The organism is Legionella nagasakiensis, assembly GCF_900639915.1.
Classification (GTDB): domain Bacteria; phylum Pseudomonadota; class Gammaproteobacteria; order Legionellales; family Legionellaceae; genus Legionella_A; species Legionella_A nagasakiensis.
The window spans coordinates 125,160-140,606 of the sequence record NZ_CAAAID010000001.1; the positions used below are offsets into that span (position 1 = coordinate 125,160).

Below are 15,447 nucleotides of genomic sequence, written 5' to 3' on the forward strand. Positions count from 1 at the left end.
TTACGAGCCCTTGAGAAGGTTTGTAAAGAAGAGATCTAATTTTAAATTGGAGAAACATTATGAAACAAGAGCCACTATTTCTATATCCAAAGCAAGCCCAGAAATTTTTGGGTGTTGGAACTACTAAATTCTATGAACTAATTAAATTGCCTAATTTTCCCAAAGCAAGAAATCCACTTGGGAAACGGCCGATGTTTGTTCGGGAAGAATTAGAACTTTGGGCAATAAATCTTGCTGCACATTCTGCTTCTGATTCAGATGAGAAATAATTGGGGGATGTTATGGGTAGTTATAGAAAGGACGCTACTCGCAATAAAGGAATAAATATAAGCAAAAGCTTTATTGCGAGTAATAACGCCAGCAAAGGTATTATATTAGAAAACGATGATTTATTTAATAGGCATCAATTGTATTTGCTAGCAAAGCAAGTGGTTTGGGATTGTTACCTTTCATCAAAATCAGCTAAAGAAATAATCCATGATTTTTTAATCGGAATTGAAAGAATAAGAAATGGAGAGGCTAACCATGTATAGCCTTCATGACGTTGAATTATTTTTCAAACAGTCTCTTGAGTCTGTGGGACATCCATTTACTGGAAAAATAGTCTTTGACTCAGAATGGCAGCGCTTTCCTTGTCCAGAATCTAAAAATAGTAAAACTTCTGCTGGATATAAAGCTCATCCAGATGGTAGACCTACATTAAAATTTTGGTGTGGGAAATGTACATTAAGCCATAGTTTTTCATTTAGCGATAAGCTTTTGGAGGGAGACTTTCAAGGTTTACTTCAAGAGAAAGAAAAGAAGGAAAAATTAGCATCTGAACGCCATAAGGTGGCTTATGATGAGATGATAAAATTGTGGGAAATTGCAAAACCTTGTGCTGGTCATCCTTATATTCATTTAAAAAAAATGATGATTTCAGAAACAGATGGATTGCGGGTTGCTCCTAATGGCACTTTGCTGTGTCCGATGTATACAGTTGACGGTAACTTAATATCTTTGCAACGTATTTACTTTGACCAGTCAACAAAAAAGTTCGAAAAGCGCTTTTTTACAGGCCTTTTGAAGCAAAATAGTTTTCATGTGTTTGGTGAGCTAGAGTCTCAATCCCTTATTTATGTTGCTGAGGGCGTAGCCACTGCTCTTGCTATAAGAACTGCAACAAACAAACCCGTGATTTGTGTATATGGGAAAAACTTCGATTCGATTGCTCCAAGTATTCAAAGTAAATACAAAGATAAGCAGTTCGTGTTTTGTGCTGATGTTGAACAGCAGGAAAATGGAAAACAAATCACAAGTGAGCAAAACGCTAAAAAAGCGGCCTCAATTACTGGTGGTAGGATTTTGCTACCAGATTTTTCAGGAATATCAGCCAATACTGCTCCAGAAATAAAAAGAAGCGACTTCAACGACCTTTTTGTTCTTTTACTTGCAACCGGGTTTAGTAGAGCCGAAACCACTAATAAACTTAAGGAACAACTTACACGACAACCCACTTGTCACTCGAGCCTATTAAATGAGTTGGTTAAGAAAATAAATCCTATTAACTTTAGACAATTGGCTGAGGTGGAGGAAAATGAAAACCTTAAACAAAAACATTTTATTGTGCTTGCTATTGAACAAATATTAGCTCTTGCCGAAGCCAATGATTGGGGGATTTGCCGAAGTCATGAGTTCATTTATCTGTTTAATGGTGAATATTGGAATTTACTTGACGTAGAAGAGTTAAAAATTTTTTTAGGTCAAGCCGCAGAAGCGATGGGGGTTGATAAATTAAATGCCAGGCATTTTCAGTTTAGGGAGCATTTATATAAGCAGTTCTTGGCTGTTGCAAATTTACCTATACCGCCATTATCAAAAAACCAAGTTAGCATTAATCTTAGAAATGGTACATTTGATATAACTCCTGAGGGTACGAGGCTAAGGGAATTTAATCGCACTGATTTTATGAGTTATCAATTAGGTTTCGATTATGACCCCGAGGCAAAAGCACCTATGTTTCTTGCTTACTTAGATAAAGTTTTGCCTGATAAAAAAAAGCAACAAATACTATCAGAGTATTTGGGTTATATATTTGTTAGGCCATCTGTTCTAAAGCTAGAGAAAACACTATTGCTTTATGGAACAGGGGCGAATGGAAAATCAGTTTTTTATGAAATTGTCAGAAAATTGTTAGGCGATCATAATACCTCTGAATTTTCGCTTCAAAATCTTACAAATGATAATGGCTACTACCGAGCAATGATTGCCAATAAGCTGGTAAATTATGCCAGCGAAATTAATGGTAAGTTAGAAGCATCCGTTTTTAAACAATTGGTGAGTGGGGAGCCAGTTGAGGCAAGGTTGCCATATGGAAAGCCATTTACAGTTACTGAATACGCCAAAATGATATTTAACTGTAACGAACTGCCCAAAGATGTTGAGCAGACTGCGGCATATTTTAGAAGATTTTTGATTATACCCTTTGATGTAACCATACCTGAGGCTGAGCAAGATAAGCAGTTAGCACACAAGATCATTACAAATGAGCTATCTGGGGTGTTTAACTGGGTTTTGGAGGGATTAAGACGGATTCTAGAACAAAAACAATTTACTGATTGCGAGTCAGTACAACAAGCTCGCGACAAATATGAAAGAGAGTCAGATAGTGTAAAGCAATTTGTTCATGAGTCTAACTATGTGCCAAATGCAAATAACTATATACCGTTAAAAAGACTTTATCAGGAATATCGTGAATTTTGTATTAATGATGGCTTTAAACCAGTTAATAGCACTAATTTTAGAAGTCGCTTGGAAAGTATGAATATTGTTAGCGATCGAAAGAGCAATGGTAATGTTGTGTATGTATCAAAGTCTTACTCATGAAAAAAAGTATTATTCGGGCATACATTATTTACATTATCAGCATTCTTCAGAAATGAAAAAAATGTAAATAGTGCAGGTATAAACAAACATTTTATTTTACGGAAGAATTATTTTTCCTGCTAAATGCAGAGAAAATGCAGAGAACTAGGAGAAAAGATGGCCAAATATAAAAAAGGGCAGTCAGGGAATCCAACAGGCAAAAAAGTTGGAACACTTAACAAACGTACCAAATTGGCAAAACTACTGGAACCTCATGCAGAAAAGCTAGTTGATAAAACAGTGGAACTTGCTCTTGATGGTGATGTTAATGCTTTACGACTTTGTATTGAGCGCTTAATACCGAAGGCAACCAGCCAAAATATAGAGCTTGATATTAAAGATTTTAATATTGAGAGTCTTGATAACTTATCGGCGGTAGGTAAAGAAATAATTTTATCCATTGCATCTGGTGCTATATCACCAGATGATGCCAGACAATTGATGGGGGTTTTAGATGCACAACGTAAGCTTGTAGAGCATGTTGATATCGTCAGGAAGGTCGATGAACTAAGTGAGCATTATGAATCGACTAAAAGTCATATTTAATAAGCGATCAAACGATATTTTTGTAGAATTTCAAGCGTTTCTTGTGCAATGAAATTACTTTCTATTGTAATAGTTTCTGAGCTAGGTTTGAAAAGTAGACGTGCAATTAGTTCTGCCCTCATATCAAGAAATGAAATCAGTTCACTATGTATTAATACCCCTTTTTGTTTACTTGAAAATTCAGCATATTGAATATCGCTTGATACGAAATCATCAAGACATGCTCTTGGTAACATATTGGGGTTAATGCCGTAAGTTCTAAGTTGCTCTTGTAAACATAGTCTCCCAGACTTTTCAAGTGGAGTTAAATATCCAACCATTGGCTTAAGAATATAATTGAAGACCACATACATTGTGATAACGGTAAAAATGATAGTTAACATGTGACAACCCATTTAACAATATTTCAAAAGAAAATTAGGGCATCCATGTCTCTAACTGATGAATTGCTTTTTACGAAAAAGAATACAAATACTAAGGATTCCTAAGTAACATGTCAAGAAAAAAGCAAAAACATTTGTTATAGCCCAAAGAAGCAGTTTACATATATCAACTTAAAAAACGATAAAATCTAGTAGGAGGTTTTGTAGCTTAGGATCCCTAAGTATCGAAAACAATCAAAAACTTAGATTCTCTAAGTACGTTGGTTTGAGAAGATATTTACCTTAGATGGATTCACCAGTTCCTAAAAGACTTAAAGAGGCTAGATTAGCAGCAAATATATCCCAGAAAAAACTCGGTATTGCTGCTGGAATGGACGAGTTCTCTGCAAGTGCGAGAATGAATCATTATGAGTTGGGTAGGCATAGCCCTGACTATTCAATGTTGAGTCGAATAGCATTAGTATTGAATCTACCAGTAGCCTATTTTTATGCGGAATCAGATCAACTGGCAGAGGTTATTAGTGCTTTTAGTCAACTTAGCATGAAGGATAAGGAAGATTGGTTTAATAAATTAATGAAGTATAATCGCTAAAAAACTTCCTAACGGAGTGCCTTCAAATGAACGCGGTCATAATGCCCATAGAAAGGCTTATTTCAGAATGCGACAATTTATACTTTGAAAGTAAGAAATGTTGTTTTACAGGATGTTCTAGAGAATCAATTGTATCCCACACTATTGCTGAGAACTATCTAAGTAAATTGAATCAGCCACTAACTAAAGTGTTAACTTTTCAACCAAGGATCGGGAGAATAGTAAAAAAATATGCCCCTCAATATGTGATGAAAATCGATAAAAGCAGATTTTCAACTTTTAAGGGATTTTGTGAGTCTCATGATAATGATCTGTTTAAATTAATTGATAATTTTAACGGGGAAATGGATAAAGAAAAAGCTGCTTTGGTTCATTATAGAAATATTTGTTACGGAATTTATCACATAAAGACTCAACAACTTAGGGAGAAGCATTTAGCTCAACAAAATTATACATATGATGCTAGTGTTGACGAAGGAATCGCTATAAAAGAATTATTAGAAAAAGGTCATTTGAAGGCTAGGTTGGCTTATTGTTTACAAGAGCACTTATCTAGGAAAGCTCTCTTAGAAAAAATAATGAACTCAGGAAAGTTTGAGGAAGTTGAATTTATTGAAATCAAGGGCGATTTAAACAACAATCCTATTTTTTCTGGAAGATCTGGCTATTTACTACACAGAAAGCATAGATTATTTGACCATCTTGGTTATAGCTCTATGCCGTGGATTACTTACCAAACATTGTTAACGACTAATTGCAATCATTTAGTCTTTTGTTGGCTAAAAAAAGACCGCAACCACAGCAAATACTTTAAAAAAATTTTAAGAAATTTGAACTTTGAAAGTACTCTGGCTGCATTAGCATACAGTTGCAGCGACTCCTTAGCAGTAACAGAAGATCATTACAATACTCATATTGTTGCCATAGATACGTTAATTAAGGAATTTAGAGTCTATTAAATCTAAATTCGTCAAGCTTTGTTGACCTATAATAATCATATATTAAAAAAATAGGTAACATTATGACGACACCATCACATTATTTCCGTAGAAATTTAAGAAAATTATTGGGTAAAAATCAATATTACTTATATCACTGGACTAATATTGACTCTGCTATGAGTATTTTAAAAGACGGTTACATATTTTCAAAAGCCATGTTATTTGGTTTACATTATCATGATAATCCCCAAATATTAAAAAAATTAAAAAGAAATGATGTAATAGCAGAGGCTAAAAATGGATTTATAAACTATGTTTTTTTAGGAAATACGAATTGGCTAGACCAAGGCTCTTCTTTTTATGGTGATGTTTGTTTTGTAATAAGGCCAGAAGCTATCCTTCTTACTAGAGAATTTTTTGTATTTCCTTTTAACACTGGACGTTATTTTCTCTCTCATTCAGATGAGGATAAAACTTGTGATACTAGAACATTGATGGATGCCTTAAATCAAGAACATCCCTGCTTTGAGATCTTGGTGCGTAGGCGAATAAAAATAAACAACAAGAATATTTCTAAATTAATCTGCCCTGAAGAATATAGGGGCATTATTCAAAAGCATCTTCACAATGATAAATCGGACATTGTGGTTGAAAATTCTTATAGGGTAGATGATATGGACAAACAAGAATATATCGAGTTAATCGATCCATTAGATACTGCCAAAAATAAATTAATCCTTAATGGGGATCAGTATATGCGTCAATCTAATCACATATATGTTAAAACAAGCTTTTCTAATTGCCTATTGAAGCTAAGAATTAATGAGTCCAATGAACTTATTGATACTATTACAAACAAACAAGTAGGTAGAATTATTGATAAGCATGACACGCCGACTCCTTTGAGACCATTCCATGGCAATTAAAGAGTTGATAATAAACGCACAATATTTGGAATTATTGTATGGATAATAATCTTCCAGTTTTTAGAAATGAAAGTGGTAAATTAGTAAGGGTGCTAGGAGATAAACGAGATCCCAATAAACGGTATAAGATGGTATCTGATAACAATGCTGGATACCATTTAGAATTTACGGAAGAAGAAGAGCGGCAAAGAGACTTAGAAGAAAAAAAATGGGAAGATGATAGACCCAAACGAGAAGCTGAAGAACTGGATCGCCAAGAAAAGTTTAAGGATTTTTGTGAGTCTCTAGAATACGAAAAGCGTTTTGTAGCTTTTATTGACGTTCTTGGTTGGTCAGATTTAATTGAACAGTCAAAAAACAACCCAAACCTTGTTAAAGATTTAGGTGTTTGTGTTAATAATGCATTAATTATGAAAGAGTTTCATGAGAACTCTGGAAGAATAGGAGTTTCTGTAGGAAATGTGCAGTTTAGCCAATTCTCTGACTGTATTGTCGTATCAGCGTTGCCTCAATTTGGCTTCAATATTACATCTCTAGATATGTTTGTATCTAACATTTGGCCAATAGTTAGTATGTTTTTAAAGTTGGGTTATATTGTCAGAGGAGGGATTACCTGCGGAGATATTGTTCATAGAGGAAACATGGTTTATGGCCCCGCGCTTGTAGATGCATATTTACTTGAAAACCAAGATGCAAAAAATCCAAGAATTATTCTTGATAGGGACTTTGCTAACATGATGGGCTTAAACCAAATTATTACTGGTATTCAAGTTCAAGGATATGAGGGTTATAAAAAAACATTTAGAAAAGATGTTGACGATTATATGTTTTATGATTTTTTACAACCGTTTACAAATATGCCAGGTACACCCACGAATAAGAATCTGTTATTAAATAACCTATCAACACTAAAGCCGGTAATTGATTCTGGATTAAGCAAATATAAAGCAGACACAAGAAAATTAATGAAATATCAATGGCTAGGCCACTATTATAATTCCGTACTTGAAGAATATTCGAATCTTAGGCTTGGTTTGAATAAATACCCAATCAAAGATATGAAGTAATAATTTGTATTTTGAGAAATAACATAATATATGAGGCAGTAATTTTTTTAGTCATTCTTATCTTTTCGCAATACTTCGAATCTGATATCATACCCAAAGTTGGGTAAGATTTTGGGTAAAAATAGAGTCCTTATTATTAATATTATTTAAAATCAATCGGTTAGCATCAGGTTCGACTCCGGCCCTGGGCACCATATTTATTTTGATTTAGGAATTAATCATGCAACAAAAGGCAGAGAACCTACCAAAAGGCTCTTCTGTACTCTCTTTAGATGAGCTCCTTGGTGATGATATTGACAAAAGCAGTATAGAGCTGCTTTGTTCACAAGCGGTCTCGGCTATGCGATTATTAATGTTCCATAAACAAGCACAATATACTACTAAAATAAGTGACCTAGCTAAAACATCCGCTGATTTAATGAAGCAAGGAACAGCATTAACTACGGTCATTAACAAAATTGAAACGAGCATTGCAAATGCTCATGAACAAGCATTAGGACTTCTGGCTCGCGAAATTGGAATGGCAGACTTCCAATTAAAGCGTACTAAAATTGATACCGTGCCTGGACAAGCTTTAAGAAGTCATGTGAATGCGATGAAGGCCTACGCAAAAGCCTCTCTTTCAGAAATACAAAACGCCATCATAACGGATACTCTTGTTCAGGCAAGTAAATTAGGTGCAGATTTAGAGGGGTTCGATTTTATTAATTATAGGCCTACTCCCTCCTAATCATTAATAAGCAGTCTTCATTAAATATCTATAACAGATTTCCGAAACTGTCCTTTTCTCATGAGAGGGCCCTGCGTCAATATGCAAGCCCCGCCTTGCTTCTTCTTATGAAAAATGGATTCAGGTCTATGCAAATAAATGCGCTGTAAAAAGATCTATTTTTAACGCAGAATAAGTTGAAATAAGCCTGGAATGGAAGATGGGATATGTGTTTTAATAACGGCATTATTTAGTGAGGAAGGGGGTTGCTATGACGTTTGTGGTGACTGAAAATTGCATCAAATGCAAATACACCGATTGCGTGGAAGTTTGCCCGGTGGATTGTTTTTATGAAGGGCCTAATTTTCTGGTAATTCATCCGGATGAGTGCATAGATTGTGCTTTATGTGAGCCAGAATGCCCTGTTGAAGCGATTGTTTCGGAAGATGATTTAAGCGACGAACAACGGCCATTTTTAGAATTGAATGCTGAGCTTGCTAAAACTTGGCCGAATATTACTGCCAAAAAAGAAGCGCCAGCAGATGCTAAGGCTTGGGAAGGTGTTGAAAATAAATTGCAACATCTACAAAAAGAGTGGAAGGAATAAAAAGCATCACTCGTGATCTTGTCAGCCATTGCGAACATCTATTGGCCGCAAAAGGACGGCTATCCACAGCGATACCAGGTTATGTTGCTCGTCCTTCCCAAATTAAGCTTGCTGTGGCGATTGCACGTGCTATTTCTGATGCAACCGTCTTGGTTGCAGAAGCGGGAACAGGCACGGGTAAAACCTTTGCTTATTTGATTCCCAGCCTTTTATGTGGCAAGAAAATACTGATTACCACGGCAACTAAAACCCTGCAAGATCAATTATTTCATAAAGACTTACCAATGTTGACACGTGCTTTAGGTCTTGCCGTCCGCGTGCAAAATCTTAAAGGGCGAGCGAATTATCTCTGTCGTTACCGCATTGACCTTCATGCGGAAGAAGGACGATTTATCAGCGCTCAATGCGTTCATGAACTCTTGCATGTGCGTGAAAAATTGCCGCAACTGACGGCTGGTGAACGTGGTGAATTGCCTGAAATCAAGGAGGATTCTCCTGTATGGCCTTATGTAACCTCAACTGGGGACAATTGTTTAGGCAGTGAGTGTCCAAATCATCAAAACTGTTTTTTAGTCAAGGCACGCAAGCGGGCTTTGGAAGCAGATGTTGTTGTGATTAATCATCATTTGTATTTTGCGGATTCACGTTTAAAAGAAGAGGGTTTTGGTGAGCTATTACCAGGTATGGATGTGGTTATATTTGATGAGGCGCATCAATTGGCAGAGATTGCTTCTCATTTTTATGGAGAGCGGGTCAGTACACGTCAATGTCGCGATTTGATGGATGATGTGTTGCGAGAATGGCCGATTTTAGATTTGGCCAATCAGCCGTTAAAAGCATTGAGTTTTAAACTGGATCAATTAATCGAACAATTATTGCACTCTGTACCCGGGGAAGAAGAACGACTTGATTGGGAAAAAGTGGCTCATCATGCATTATTTATAAAGGCGTGGGAAGCCTTGCTGGGTTTCTTCGAGGAATTGATGGCTTGTTTTGAGGCGTTAGAGCTTGAAAAAAATTCAGGTCTTAGTCGTTGTAAACATCGTCTGCAAGCATTGCATCAGCTTTTACACTTGTTTATCACGAAAAAATCCGAACAAATTCGTTGGCTGGAACGATTCAGGCATACGTTGGTTTTTCATGCCACTCCTTTTGAGGTTGCTAAAGCCTTTCATGCTTTACTGACTCGGCAAAATGGCGCCTTTATTTTTACTTCAGCCACATTAACCACAGCATCTTCTTTTGATTGTTTCACGCGGGCATTGGGTCTTGAGCATGCACAGACTTTACAGCTTCCAAGTCCTTTTGATTTTACTCGCCAGGCATTGCTTTACTTGCCCAGAATGTTACCTGATCCTAAGGATGGGCGCTATTATGATGCACTGCTAGCAAAAGCACTGCCAGTGATCAATGCCTGTGGTGGGCGTTGTTTTTTCTTGTTTACCAGTCATTGGGCTTTGAAATTTGTTGCCGAACGATTGGTGGATCGATTGGATTTTCCACTGTTGATTCAAGGAGAAGAGGCAAAACCCATTCTTCTGCAGCGTTTTCGTGAGTTGGGTAATGCGGTACTTTTAGGCACCTCAACGTTTTGGGAAGGGGTGGACGTCAAAGGGGAGGCATTATCTTGTGTGATTATTGACAAATTACCGTTTGCAAGTCCCGCCGATCCTGTTATCCGTGGTAAAATGGCTTATTTTAAATCTCGAGGGTTATCGGGGTTTGATGAGTTGTCTTTACCCAATGCGATATTGGCTCTGAAGCAAGGGGTAGGACGATTAATTCGTGACGTTAACGATCGTGGGGTGCTGATGATTGCTGATCCACGTTTAACCGCAAGAGACTATGGCCGCCAAATTTTTGCCAGTCTTCCTTATATGCGAAAAACACGGGACGAGGAATGTGTTTTGGAGTTTATTAAGACATTGTTTATGAATGATTATTATCTGGCAGAGACATGAATTTACTGGCGATTGATACTTCTACCGAATTGGCAACGGTTGCCATTGCCTCTCATGGAAAAATCTACGAGGAAGAGCAACAGGCAATGCGGCAGCATGCTCAATGTTTGTTGCCTATGATCGATCAATTGCTTAAGATTTCCAACTTGGATTTTAAGCATTTGGATGGCATTGTATTTGGGCGTGGGCCTGGTAGTTTTACCGGATTGCGCATTGCCTGCAGTGTGGCAAAAGCCCTGGCCTATGCCCATGATTTGCCAGTTTACCCAGTCAGTGGACTGGCAGCGATTGCTTTTGAAGTGTTGCAAAGCGTGCATGATTTGCCCCCTGAAACGCAAATACTGGCCATGATTGATGCGCGCATGCACCAATTGTATTGGGGAAATTTTACGAATGGTTTTGCCGTGCTGGAGCAAGTCAGCAACGCGCAGGATATTGTTCTATTGCCGGATAGGCCGATTATGGTGGCTGGTGTGGGTCTTGAACCCTATATTTTGCAGTTGCCCCCAGTGATTCGGGCAAACATGGTTCGGCAACTTGAGGTGTTCCCGCGTGCACAAACCATGATTCATTTGGTACAATCTGGTCACTTTAAAGCCGTTAGTGCGGCGGAAGCACTGCCTGTTTATGTGCGTAATCAAGTCACGCAAGGAGAATCCCGTGGATAGAAAGCTGTTAGAGATTTTAGTGTGCCCATTGTGTAAGGGAAAATTATTGCTTAAACACGAAGAATTGATTTGTCGCTTTGACCGTCTGGCTTACCCCATTCGTGACGGCATTCCGGTCATGCTTGAAAATGAAGCACGCCTGATTTCTCTAGAAGAGAAAGATAAATTATGAGTATCAATTTTTATGTCATTATCCCGGCACGTTATCATTCCTCCCGCTTTCCAGGAAAATTGTTGATGGAATTGCAAGGCATGACGGTGATCGAGCGAGTTTATCGCCAGGCACTAAAGGCAAATCCCCAAAAAGTTATTATTGCGACCGATCATCAGGATTTGTATGATCATGCATGCCGCTTTGGCGCCGATGTGCGCATGACGGCCACTTCTCATCAATCAGGCACCGATCGTATTGCCGAAGTTGTGGCTAAAGGAGCGTTTTCCGCGGATGATATTATTGTCAATGTGCAGGGAGACGAGCCATTGATTGCACCGGCATTGATCACGCAAGTTGCCGAATGCCTGGCTGCTTCTGATGCTCCCATGGCGACCTTGTGCTGGCCGATAACAGACGTTGCAACACGTGATAATCCTAACGTGGTAAAAGTGGTGCGTGATGGTAACCATCATGCCCTATATTTTTCCAGAAGCGCTATCCCTGCCCATCGCGATGCTCTGGATGATTGCCGCTTGGTGTTTCGCCACATCGGCCTCTACGCTTATCGTGCTTCTTTCTTGCTTGAGGTAGTCCGTTGGCCGGTTTGTGAATTGGAATCTTTGGAAGCGCTTGAACAATTACGTGTCTTATGGTCTGGTCATAAGATCAAGGTGGAAGAAGCTCGTGTCCCTCCCTTACAAGACATCAATACCGCCGAAGATTTGGCCCAAGCACACCGTGAGCTTACCGCACAATAACCTTTCCCTTACTGACAAACAGTGTAACCTAGTTTGTCGTTTGTAGCCTGGTTACTTGCAACCAGGAATGACTTTGCAAAAAACTTCGCTAAGAAGATTTAACCAATGTTTTGTAATTGGCTGCTAAATTTATAATAATGCATGCATCTTTTTTATTGAGACAGACGTATTATGACCGCTTGGTTACAAGGCTTAAATGAACACCAACGCCATGCCGTGACGGCACCCTTGGGTAATCTGCTGGTGCTTGCCGGTGCCGGTAGTGGTAAAACACGTGTATTGGTTAATCGCATGGCCTGGTTGATTGAGCAAGAATCCATATCGCCACACGCTATTTTGGCCGTGACGTTTACCAATAAAGCAGCAGGGGAGATGAAGGCTCGCTTAAGCCATTTGCTTTCGTGCCCGGTGCAAGGGTTATGGGTGGGTACGTTTCACGGATTATGTCATCGTTTGTTAAGAAGGCATTATCAGGAAGCGAACTTGCCTGAGCAGTTTCATATTCTTGACAGTGATGACCAGGCGCGCTTGCTCAAACGCGTCATCAGCGCTTTAAATCTTGATGTGGAACAATGGCCGGTTAAACAGGCGCAATCGTTTATTAACAGTAAAAAAGATGAAGGATTGCGCCCACAGCATATACACGCGCCACAATATGGACCAGGCCGCACTCTAATTCGCATTTATTCGGCCTATGAGCAAGCGTGTCAGACGTCGGGCGTTATTGATTTTGCTGAATTGTTATTGCGATGCCATGAATTGCTTCGTGATCATGAAACGCTGCTTGCTCATTATCAGCAACGCTTTCGTGCGATTCTTGTCGATGAATTTCAAGATACCAATACCATTCAATACGCCTGGATTCGGCTTTTGGCAGGCAATCAGACGACCGTGATGGCGGTTGGTGACGATGATCAATCCATTTATGGCTGGCGAGGTGCAAAAATAGAAAACATTCAGCGTTTTTCTCATGATTTTGCGAACACCGTGGTGATTCGGCTTGAGCAAAATTACCGTTCGACCCGCACCATACTCGATGCAGCAAATGCGTTGATTACCCACAATGAAGCACGCATGGGGAAAAATTTATGGACGGCCGGGAGCGCTGGTGAAAAAATCGTGCTATACAGTGCATTCAATGAGCTTGAAGAAGCAAGATTTGTAAGCGAACGCATTGGTTTGGAAATAAGCCGCGGGCGTCGTGCCGATGAAGTGGCCGTTTTATATCGCTCTAATGCGCAGTCACGGTTATTAGAAGAATCTTTATTACGTGCGGGTATTCCCTATCGTATTTATGGTGGTGTGCGCTTTTTTGAGCGTGCCGAAGTAAAAGACACGCTTGCTTATTTACGGTTAGTTGCCAATCCTAACGATGATGCCTCTTTTGAACGAGTGGTTAATTTCCCAACGCGTGGTATTGGTGAAAAAACGCTTGATGATTTACGTGCCTGTGCTAAAGAAGAATCCTGTTCGCTTTGGCAGGCGGCTCAGCAATTACTCTCCTCGCAGCAGTTGCCGCAACGCGCCTCAACGGCGTTATCCAAATTTATTGATTTAATTCAACAAATGCAAGCAAATACCATGGCGCTGACTCTGGATGAGCAACTATGGACTATTATTCAAGATAGTGGTCTATATGGTCATTACGCCAAAGTAAAAGGAGAAAAAGCCGAATCGCGACTGGATAACTTGCAGGAATTAGTGAATGCTGCCAAGCAATTTCATTATGAACAGGATGAAGAAGAACTGCCATTGCTTGTGTCGTTTTTAGCCTATGCTTCCTTGGAGGCAGGGGAAATGCAAGGCGGTGATCATGAGCATTGTGTGCACTTGATGACCTTGCATGCCGCTAAAGGGCTTGAATTTCCTCTGGTCTTTCTTGTCGGGATGGAAGAAGGCTTATTTCCGGGAAAACAATCCATCGAGGAACCAGGCCGGCTTGAAGAGGAGCGCCGGCTTTGTTACGTTGGCATGACCAGAGCCATGGAAAAACTCATCATGACTTATGCCGAAATTCGTCGCCAATATGGCCGCGAAGAATACCATCGGCCCTCGCGGTTTATCAAAGAGTTGCCGCAGGAATTATTGGACGAAGTGCGTCCTAAAGCACATTATCAATTTCCCAAAGGAAAAAGTACCGTGCCTTCTGCCGCTGAAGAGGCTGGATTTAAGCTTGGTCAGTCGGTTCATCATGCAAAATTTGGACATGGCGTTGTATTGGCGGTGGAAGGCAGTGGTGTACATACACGAGTACAAGTTAAATTTGCCGAGCATGGCAGTAAATGGCTGGTGTTGGCCTATGCCAATCTAGCATGGTAAAAAATCTGTGTCGTGCCTTGAATTTAGTGTGCGCTGGTGCTAGGGTTCGTTACTGGGATTTAATTGGAAACTGGGGGGAAATGTGACGTTTAAAAAATTAATGACGGCAGGGGTATTGGCAACCGCTCTGACATCGCCGATGGTGATGGCGGCTGATACATTAACCGCAGATCAAAAAAAGGAAATTGAGCAATTGATCCACGATTATTTGGTGAATAATCCTGAAGTGTTGGTGGAGGCTTCTCAAGCTTTACAGCAGAAACAACAACAAAGCATGCAAGAGCAAGCGAAAGCGGCTATTTCAGACAATGCGGATCAGTTATTTACTGAACACTTGGCGGTTGCTGGTAATCCAAAAGGCAATGTGACCTTGGTAGAATTTTTTGATTACCAATGCATTCATTGTAAAAAAATGAGGCCAGTTATCGACGAACTTATTAAAAAAGATAAAAATTTGCGCGTTATCTATAAGGAATTTCCTATCTTTGGTAAAAGTTCCGAGCTTGCCTCACAAGCGGCTCTGGCCGCAGCGATGCAAGATAAGTATCAACAAATGCATGATGCATTACTGAGTCTTGATAAACGTTTGGATGAATCCGTTATTATGGATACTGCAAAATCCATTGGTTTAAACATCAATCAGTTGAAAAAAGACATGGAGAGTAAAAAAGTAACCGATGCGTTGGAAGAGAATCGTAAACTGGCCGAAAATATGCATTTAATGGGTACGCCAGCTTTTATCATTGCGGCAACGCCAGATGGCAAGTTTAAAACAGACAGTGAGCCTGCGTTTATTCCTGGTGCTGCCAGTGAAGAAGCATTGCAGGATTTGATTCAAAAAGCGGGCAGTTGAACGTCCATTCCTCTCCGCCTCCCTTTGCAAAGGGAGGCGTTAGGGTCTGTCTATGCCCT

Annotated in this window: 17 protein-coding genes; 16 read left to right on the forward strand and 1 reads right to left on the reverse strand. The window is 39.4% G+C overall.

The window, feature by feature from the left end; translation table 11 throughout:
- Window positions 1–59: 59 nt before the first annotated feature.
- The 4 genes from E1O52_RS00615 to E1O52_RS00630 all read left to right on the forward strand — a co-directional run bounded on the left by E1O52_RS00615 (window position 60) and on the right by E1O52_RS00630 (window position 3,450).
- A complete protein-coding gene (locus E1O52_RS00615; protein ID WP_133126808.1) occupies window positions 60–269 on the forward strand; it encodes a helix-turn-helix transcriptional regulator in 210 nt (69 codons plus the stop codon).
- 12 nt (window positions 270–281) lie between these two features.
- Window positions 282–533, forward strand: coding sequence for a hypothetical protein (locus E1O52_RS00620; RefSeq protein ID WP_133126809.1), 252 nt, complete (start codon window positions 282–284; stop codon window positions 531–533).
- Window positions 526–2,865: a phage/plasmid primase, P4 family gene (locus E1O52_RS00625; RefSeq protein ID WP_207384150.1), complete on the forward strand. Its 2,340-nt coding sequence runs from the start codon at window positions 526–528 to the stop codon at window positions 2,863–2,865. Before E1O52_RS00620 ends, E1O52_RS00625 begins: the two co-directional genes overlap by 8 nt.
- Window positions 2,866–3,021: 156 nt before the next feature.
- Window positions 3,022–3,450 carry a DUF5681 domain-containing protein gene (locus E1O52_RS00630; protein WP_133126810.1) on the forward strand — a complete coding sequence of 143 codons (429 nt, stop codon included), beginning with the start codon at window positions 3,022–3,024 and terminating at the stop codon, window positions 3,448–3,450.
- Here the strand turns inward: E1O52_RS00630 and E1O52_RS00635 are convergent.
- On the reverse strand, window positions 3,447–3,833 hold the full coding sequence (locus E1O52_RS00635; RefSeq protein WP_133126811.1) for a hypothetical protein: 387 nt from the start codon (window positions 3,831–3,833) through the stop codon (window positions 3,447–3,449). The two genes, E1O52_RS00630 and E1O52_RS00635, sit on opposite strands and share 4 nt — an antisense overlap.
- Window positions 3,834–4,119: 286 nt before the next feature.
- Between E1O52_RS00635 and E1O52_RS00640 the strand changes: the two genes are divergently transcribed.
- The 12 genes from E1O52_RS00640 (at window position 4,120) to E1O52_RS00695 (ending at window position 15,388) form a co-directional block, all read left to right on the forward strand.
- Window positions 4,120–4,425 carry a helix-turn-helix domain-containing protein gene (locus E1O52_RS00640; protein ID WP_133126812.1) on the forward strand — a complete coding sequence of 102 codons (306 nt, stop codon included), beginning with the start codon at window positions 4,120–4,122 and terminating at the stop codon, window positions 4,423–4,425.
- A 26-nt stretch (window positions 4,426–4,451) separates the two neighbouring features.
- Window positions 4,452–5,384, forward strand: a complete 933-nt coding sequence (locus tag E1O52_RS00645) for a hypothetical protein (protein ID WP_133126813.1) — start codon at window positions 4,452–4,454, stop codon at window positions 5,382–5,384.
- A 62-nt stretch (window positions 5,385–5,446) separates the two neighbouring features.
- Entirely contained in the window at window positions 5,447–6,292 is an 846-nt protein-coding gene (locus E1O52_RS00650) for a hypothetical protein (protein WP_133126814.1), read from the forward strand.
- A gap of 38 nt (window positions 6,293–6,330) precedes the next feature.
- The gene (locus E1O52_RS00655) at window positions 6,331–7,359 is read left to right on the forward strand and encodes a hypothetical protein (RefSeq protein ID WP_133126815.1); all 1,029 of its coding nucleotides are present in this window, start codon (window positions 6,331–6,333) and stop codon (window positions 7,357–7,359) included.
- 220 nt (window positions 7,360–7,579) lie between these two features.
- Entirely contained in the window at window positions 7,580–8,089 is a 510-nt protein-coding gene (locus E1O52_RS00660) for a hypothetical protein (RefSeq protein WP_133126816.1), read from the forward strand.
- A gap of 250 nt (window positions 8,090–8,339) precedes the next feature.
- Window positions 8,340–8,675: a ferredoxin FdxA gene (gene fdxA, locus E1O52_RS00665; protein ID WP_133126817.1), complete on the forward strand. Its 336-nt coding sequence runs from the start codon at window positions 8,340–8,342 to the stop codon at window positions 8,673–8,675.
- A complete protein-coding gene (gene yoaA / locus E1O52_RS00670) occupies window positions 8,663–10,636 on the forward strand; it encodes a DNA repair helicase YoaA (RefSeq protein WP_423202687.1) in 1,974 nt (657 codons plus the stop codon). The genes fdxA and yoaA overlap by 13 nt, the downstream gene beginning before the upstream one ends.
- Window positions 10,633–11,304 carry a tRNA (adenosine(37)-N6)-threonylcarbamoyltransferase complex dimerization subunit type 1 TsaB gene (tsaB, locus tag E1O52_RS00675; protein WP_133126818.1) on the forward strand — a complete coding sequence of 224 codons (672 nt, stop codon included), beginning with the start codon at window positions 10,633–10,635 and terminating at the stop codon, window positions 11,302–11,304. Before yoaA ends, tsaB begins: the two co-directional genes overlap by 4 nt.
- A complete protein-coding gene (locus E1O52_RS00680; RefSeq protein ID WP_133126819.1) occupies window positions 11,297–11,476 on the forward strand; it encodes a Trm112 family protein in 180 nt (59 codons plus the stop codon). Before tsaB ends, E1O52_RS00680 begins: the two co-directional genes overlap by 8 nt.
- Window positions 11,473–12,216, forward strand: a complete 744-nt coding sequence (kdsB, locus tag E1O52_RS00685; protein WP_133126820.1) for a 3-deoxy-manno-octulosonate cytidylyltransferase — start codon at window positions 11,473–11,475, stop codon at window positions 12,214–12,216. The genes E1O52_RS00680 and kdsB overlap by 4 nt, the downstream gene beginning before the upstream one ends.
- A 171-nt stretch (window positions 12,217–12,387) precedes the next feature.
- A complete protein-coding gene (gene uvrD / locus E1O52_RS00690; RefSeq protein WP_133126821.1) occupies window positions 12,388–14,535 on the forward strand; it encodes a DNA helicase II in 2,148 nt (715 codons plus the stop codon).
- Window positions 14,536–14,635: 100 nt separating this feature from the next.
- Window positions 14,636–15,388, forward strand: a complete 753-nt coding sequence (locus tag E1O52_RS00695; protein WP_423202694.1) for a DsbA family protein — start codon at window positions 14,636–14,638, stop codon at window positions 15,386–15,388.
- The last annotated feature ends 59 nt before the right edge of the window (window positions 15,389–15,447 follow it).

What these genes read in the sequence shown, in the direction of transcription:
- E1O52_RS00615 (WP_133126808.1), top strand. Translation starts at nt 60, where the DNA reads ATGAAACAAGAGCCACTATTTCTATATCCAAAGCAAGCCCAGAAATTT.
- E1O52_RS00620 (WP_133126809.1), top strand. Translation starts at nt 282, where the DNA reads ATGGGTAGTTATAGAAAGGACGCTACTCGCAATAAAGGAATAAATATA.
- E1O52_RS00625 (WP_207384150.1), top strand. Translation starts at nt 526, where the DNA reads ATGTATAGCCTTCATGACGTTGAATTATTTTTCAAACAGTCTCTTGAG.
- E1O52_RS00630 (WP_133126810.1), top strand. Translation starts at nt 3,022, where the DNA reads ATGGCCAAATATAAAAAAGGGCAGTCAGGGAATCCAACAGGCAAAAAA.
- E1O52_RS00635 (WP_133126811.1), bottom strand. Translation starts at nt 3,833, where the DNA reads ATGTTAACTATCATTTTTACCGTTATCACAATGTATGTGGTCTTCAAT.
- E1O52_RS00640 (WP_133126812.1), top strand. Translation starts at nt 4,120, where the DNA reads ATGGATTCACCAGTTCCTAAAAGACTTAAAGAGGCTAGATTAGCAGCA.
- E1O52_RS00645 (WP_133126813.1), top strand. Translation starts at nt 4,452, where the DNA reads ATGAACGCGGTCATAATGCCCATAGAAAGGCTTATTTCAGAATGCGAC.
- E1O52_RS00650 (WP_133126814.1), top strand. Translation starts at nt 5,447, where the DNA reads ATGACGACACCATCACATTATTTCCGTAGAAATTTAAGAAAATTATTG.
- E1O52_RS00655 (WP_133126815.1), top strand. Translation starts at nt 6,331, where the DNA reads ATGGATAATAATCTTCCAGTTTTTAGAAATGAAAGTGGTAAATTAGTA.
- E1O52_RS00660 (WP_133126816.1), top strand. Translation starts at nt 7,580, where the DNA reads ATGCAACAAAAGGCAGAGAACCTACCAAAAGGCTCTTCTGTACTCTCT.
- fdxA (WP_133126817.1), top strand. Translation starts at nt 8,340, where the DNA reads ATGACGTTTGTGGTGACTGAAAATTGCATCAAATGCAAATACACCGAT.
- tsaB (WP_133126818.1), top strand. Translation starts at nt 10,633, where the DNA reads ATGAATTTACTGGCGATTGATACTTCTACCGAATTGGCAACGGTTGCC.
- kdsB (WP_133126820.1), top strand. Translation starts at nt 11,473, where the DNA reads ATGAGTATCAATTTTTATGTCATTATCCCGGCACGTTATCATTCCTCC.
- uvrD (WP_133126821.1), top strand. Translation starts at nt 12,388, where the DNA reads ATGACCGCTTGGTTACAAGGCTTAAATGAACACCAACGCCATGCCGTG.
- E1O52_RS00695 (WP_423202694.1), top strand. Translation starts at nt 14,636, where the DNA reads ATGACGGCAGGGGTATTGGCAACCGCTCTGACATCGCCGATGGTGATG.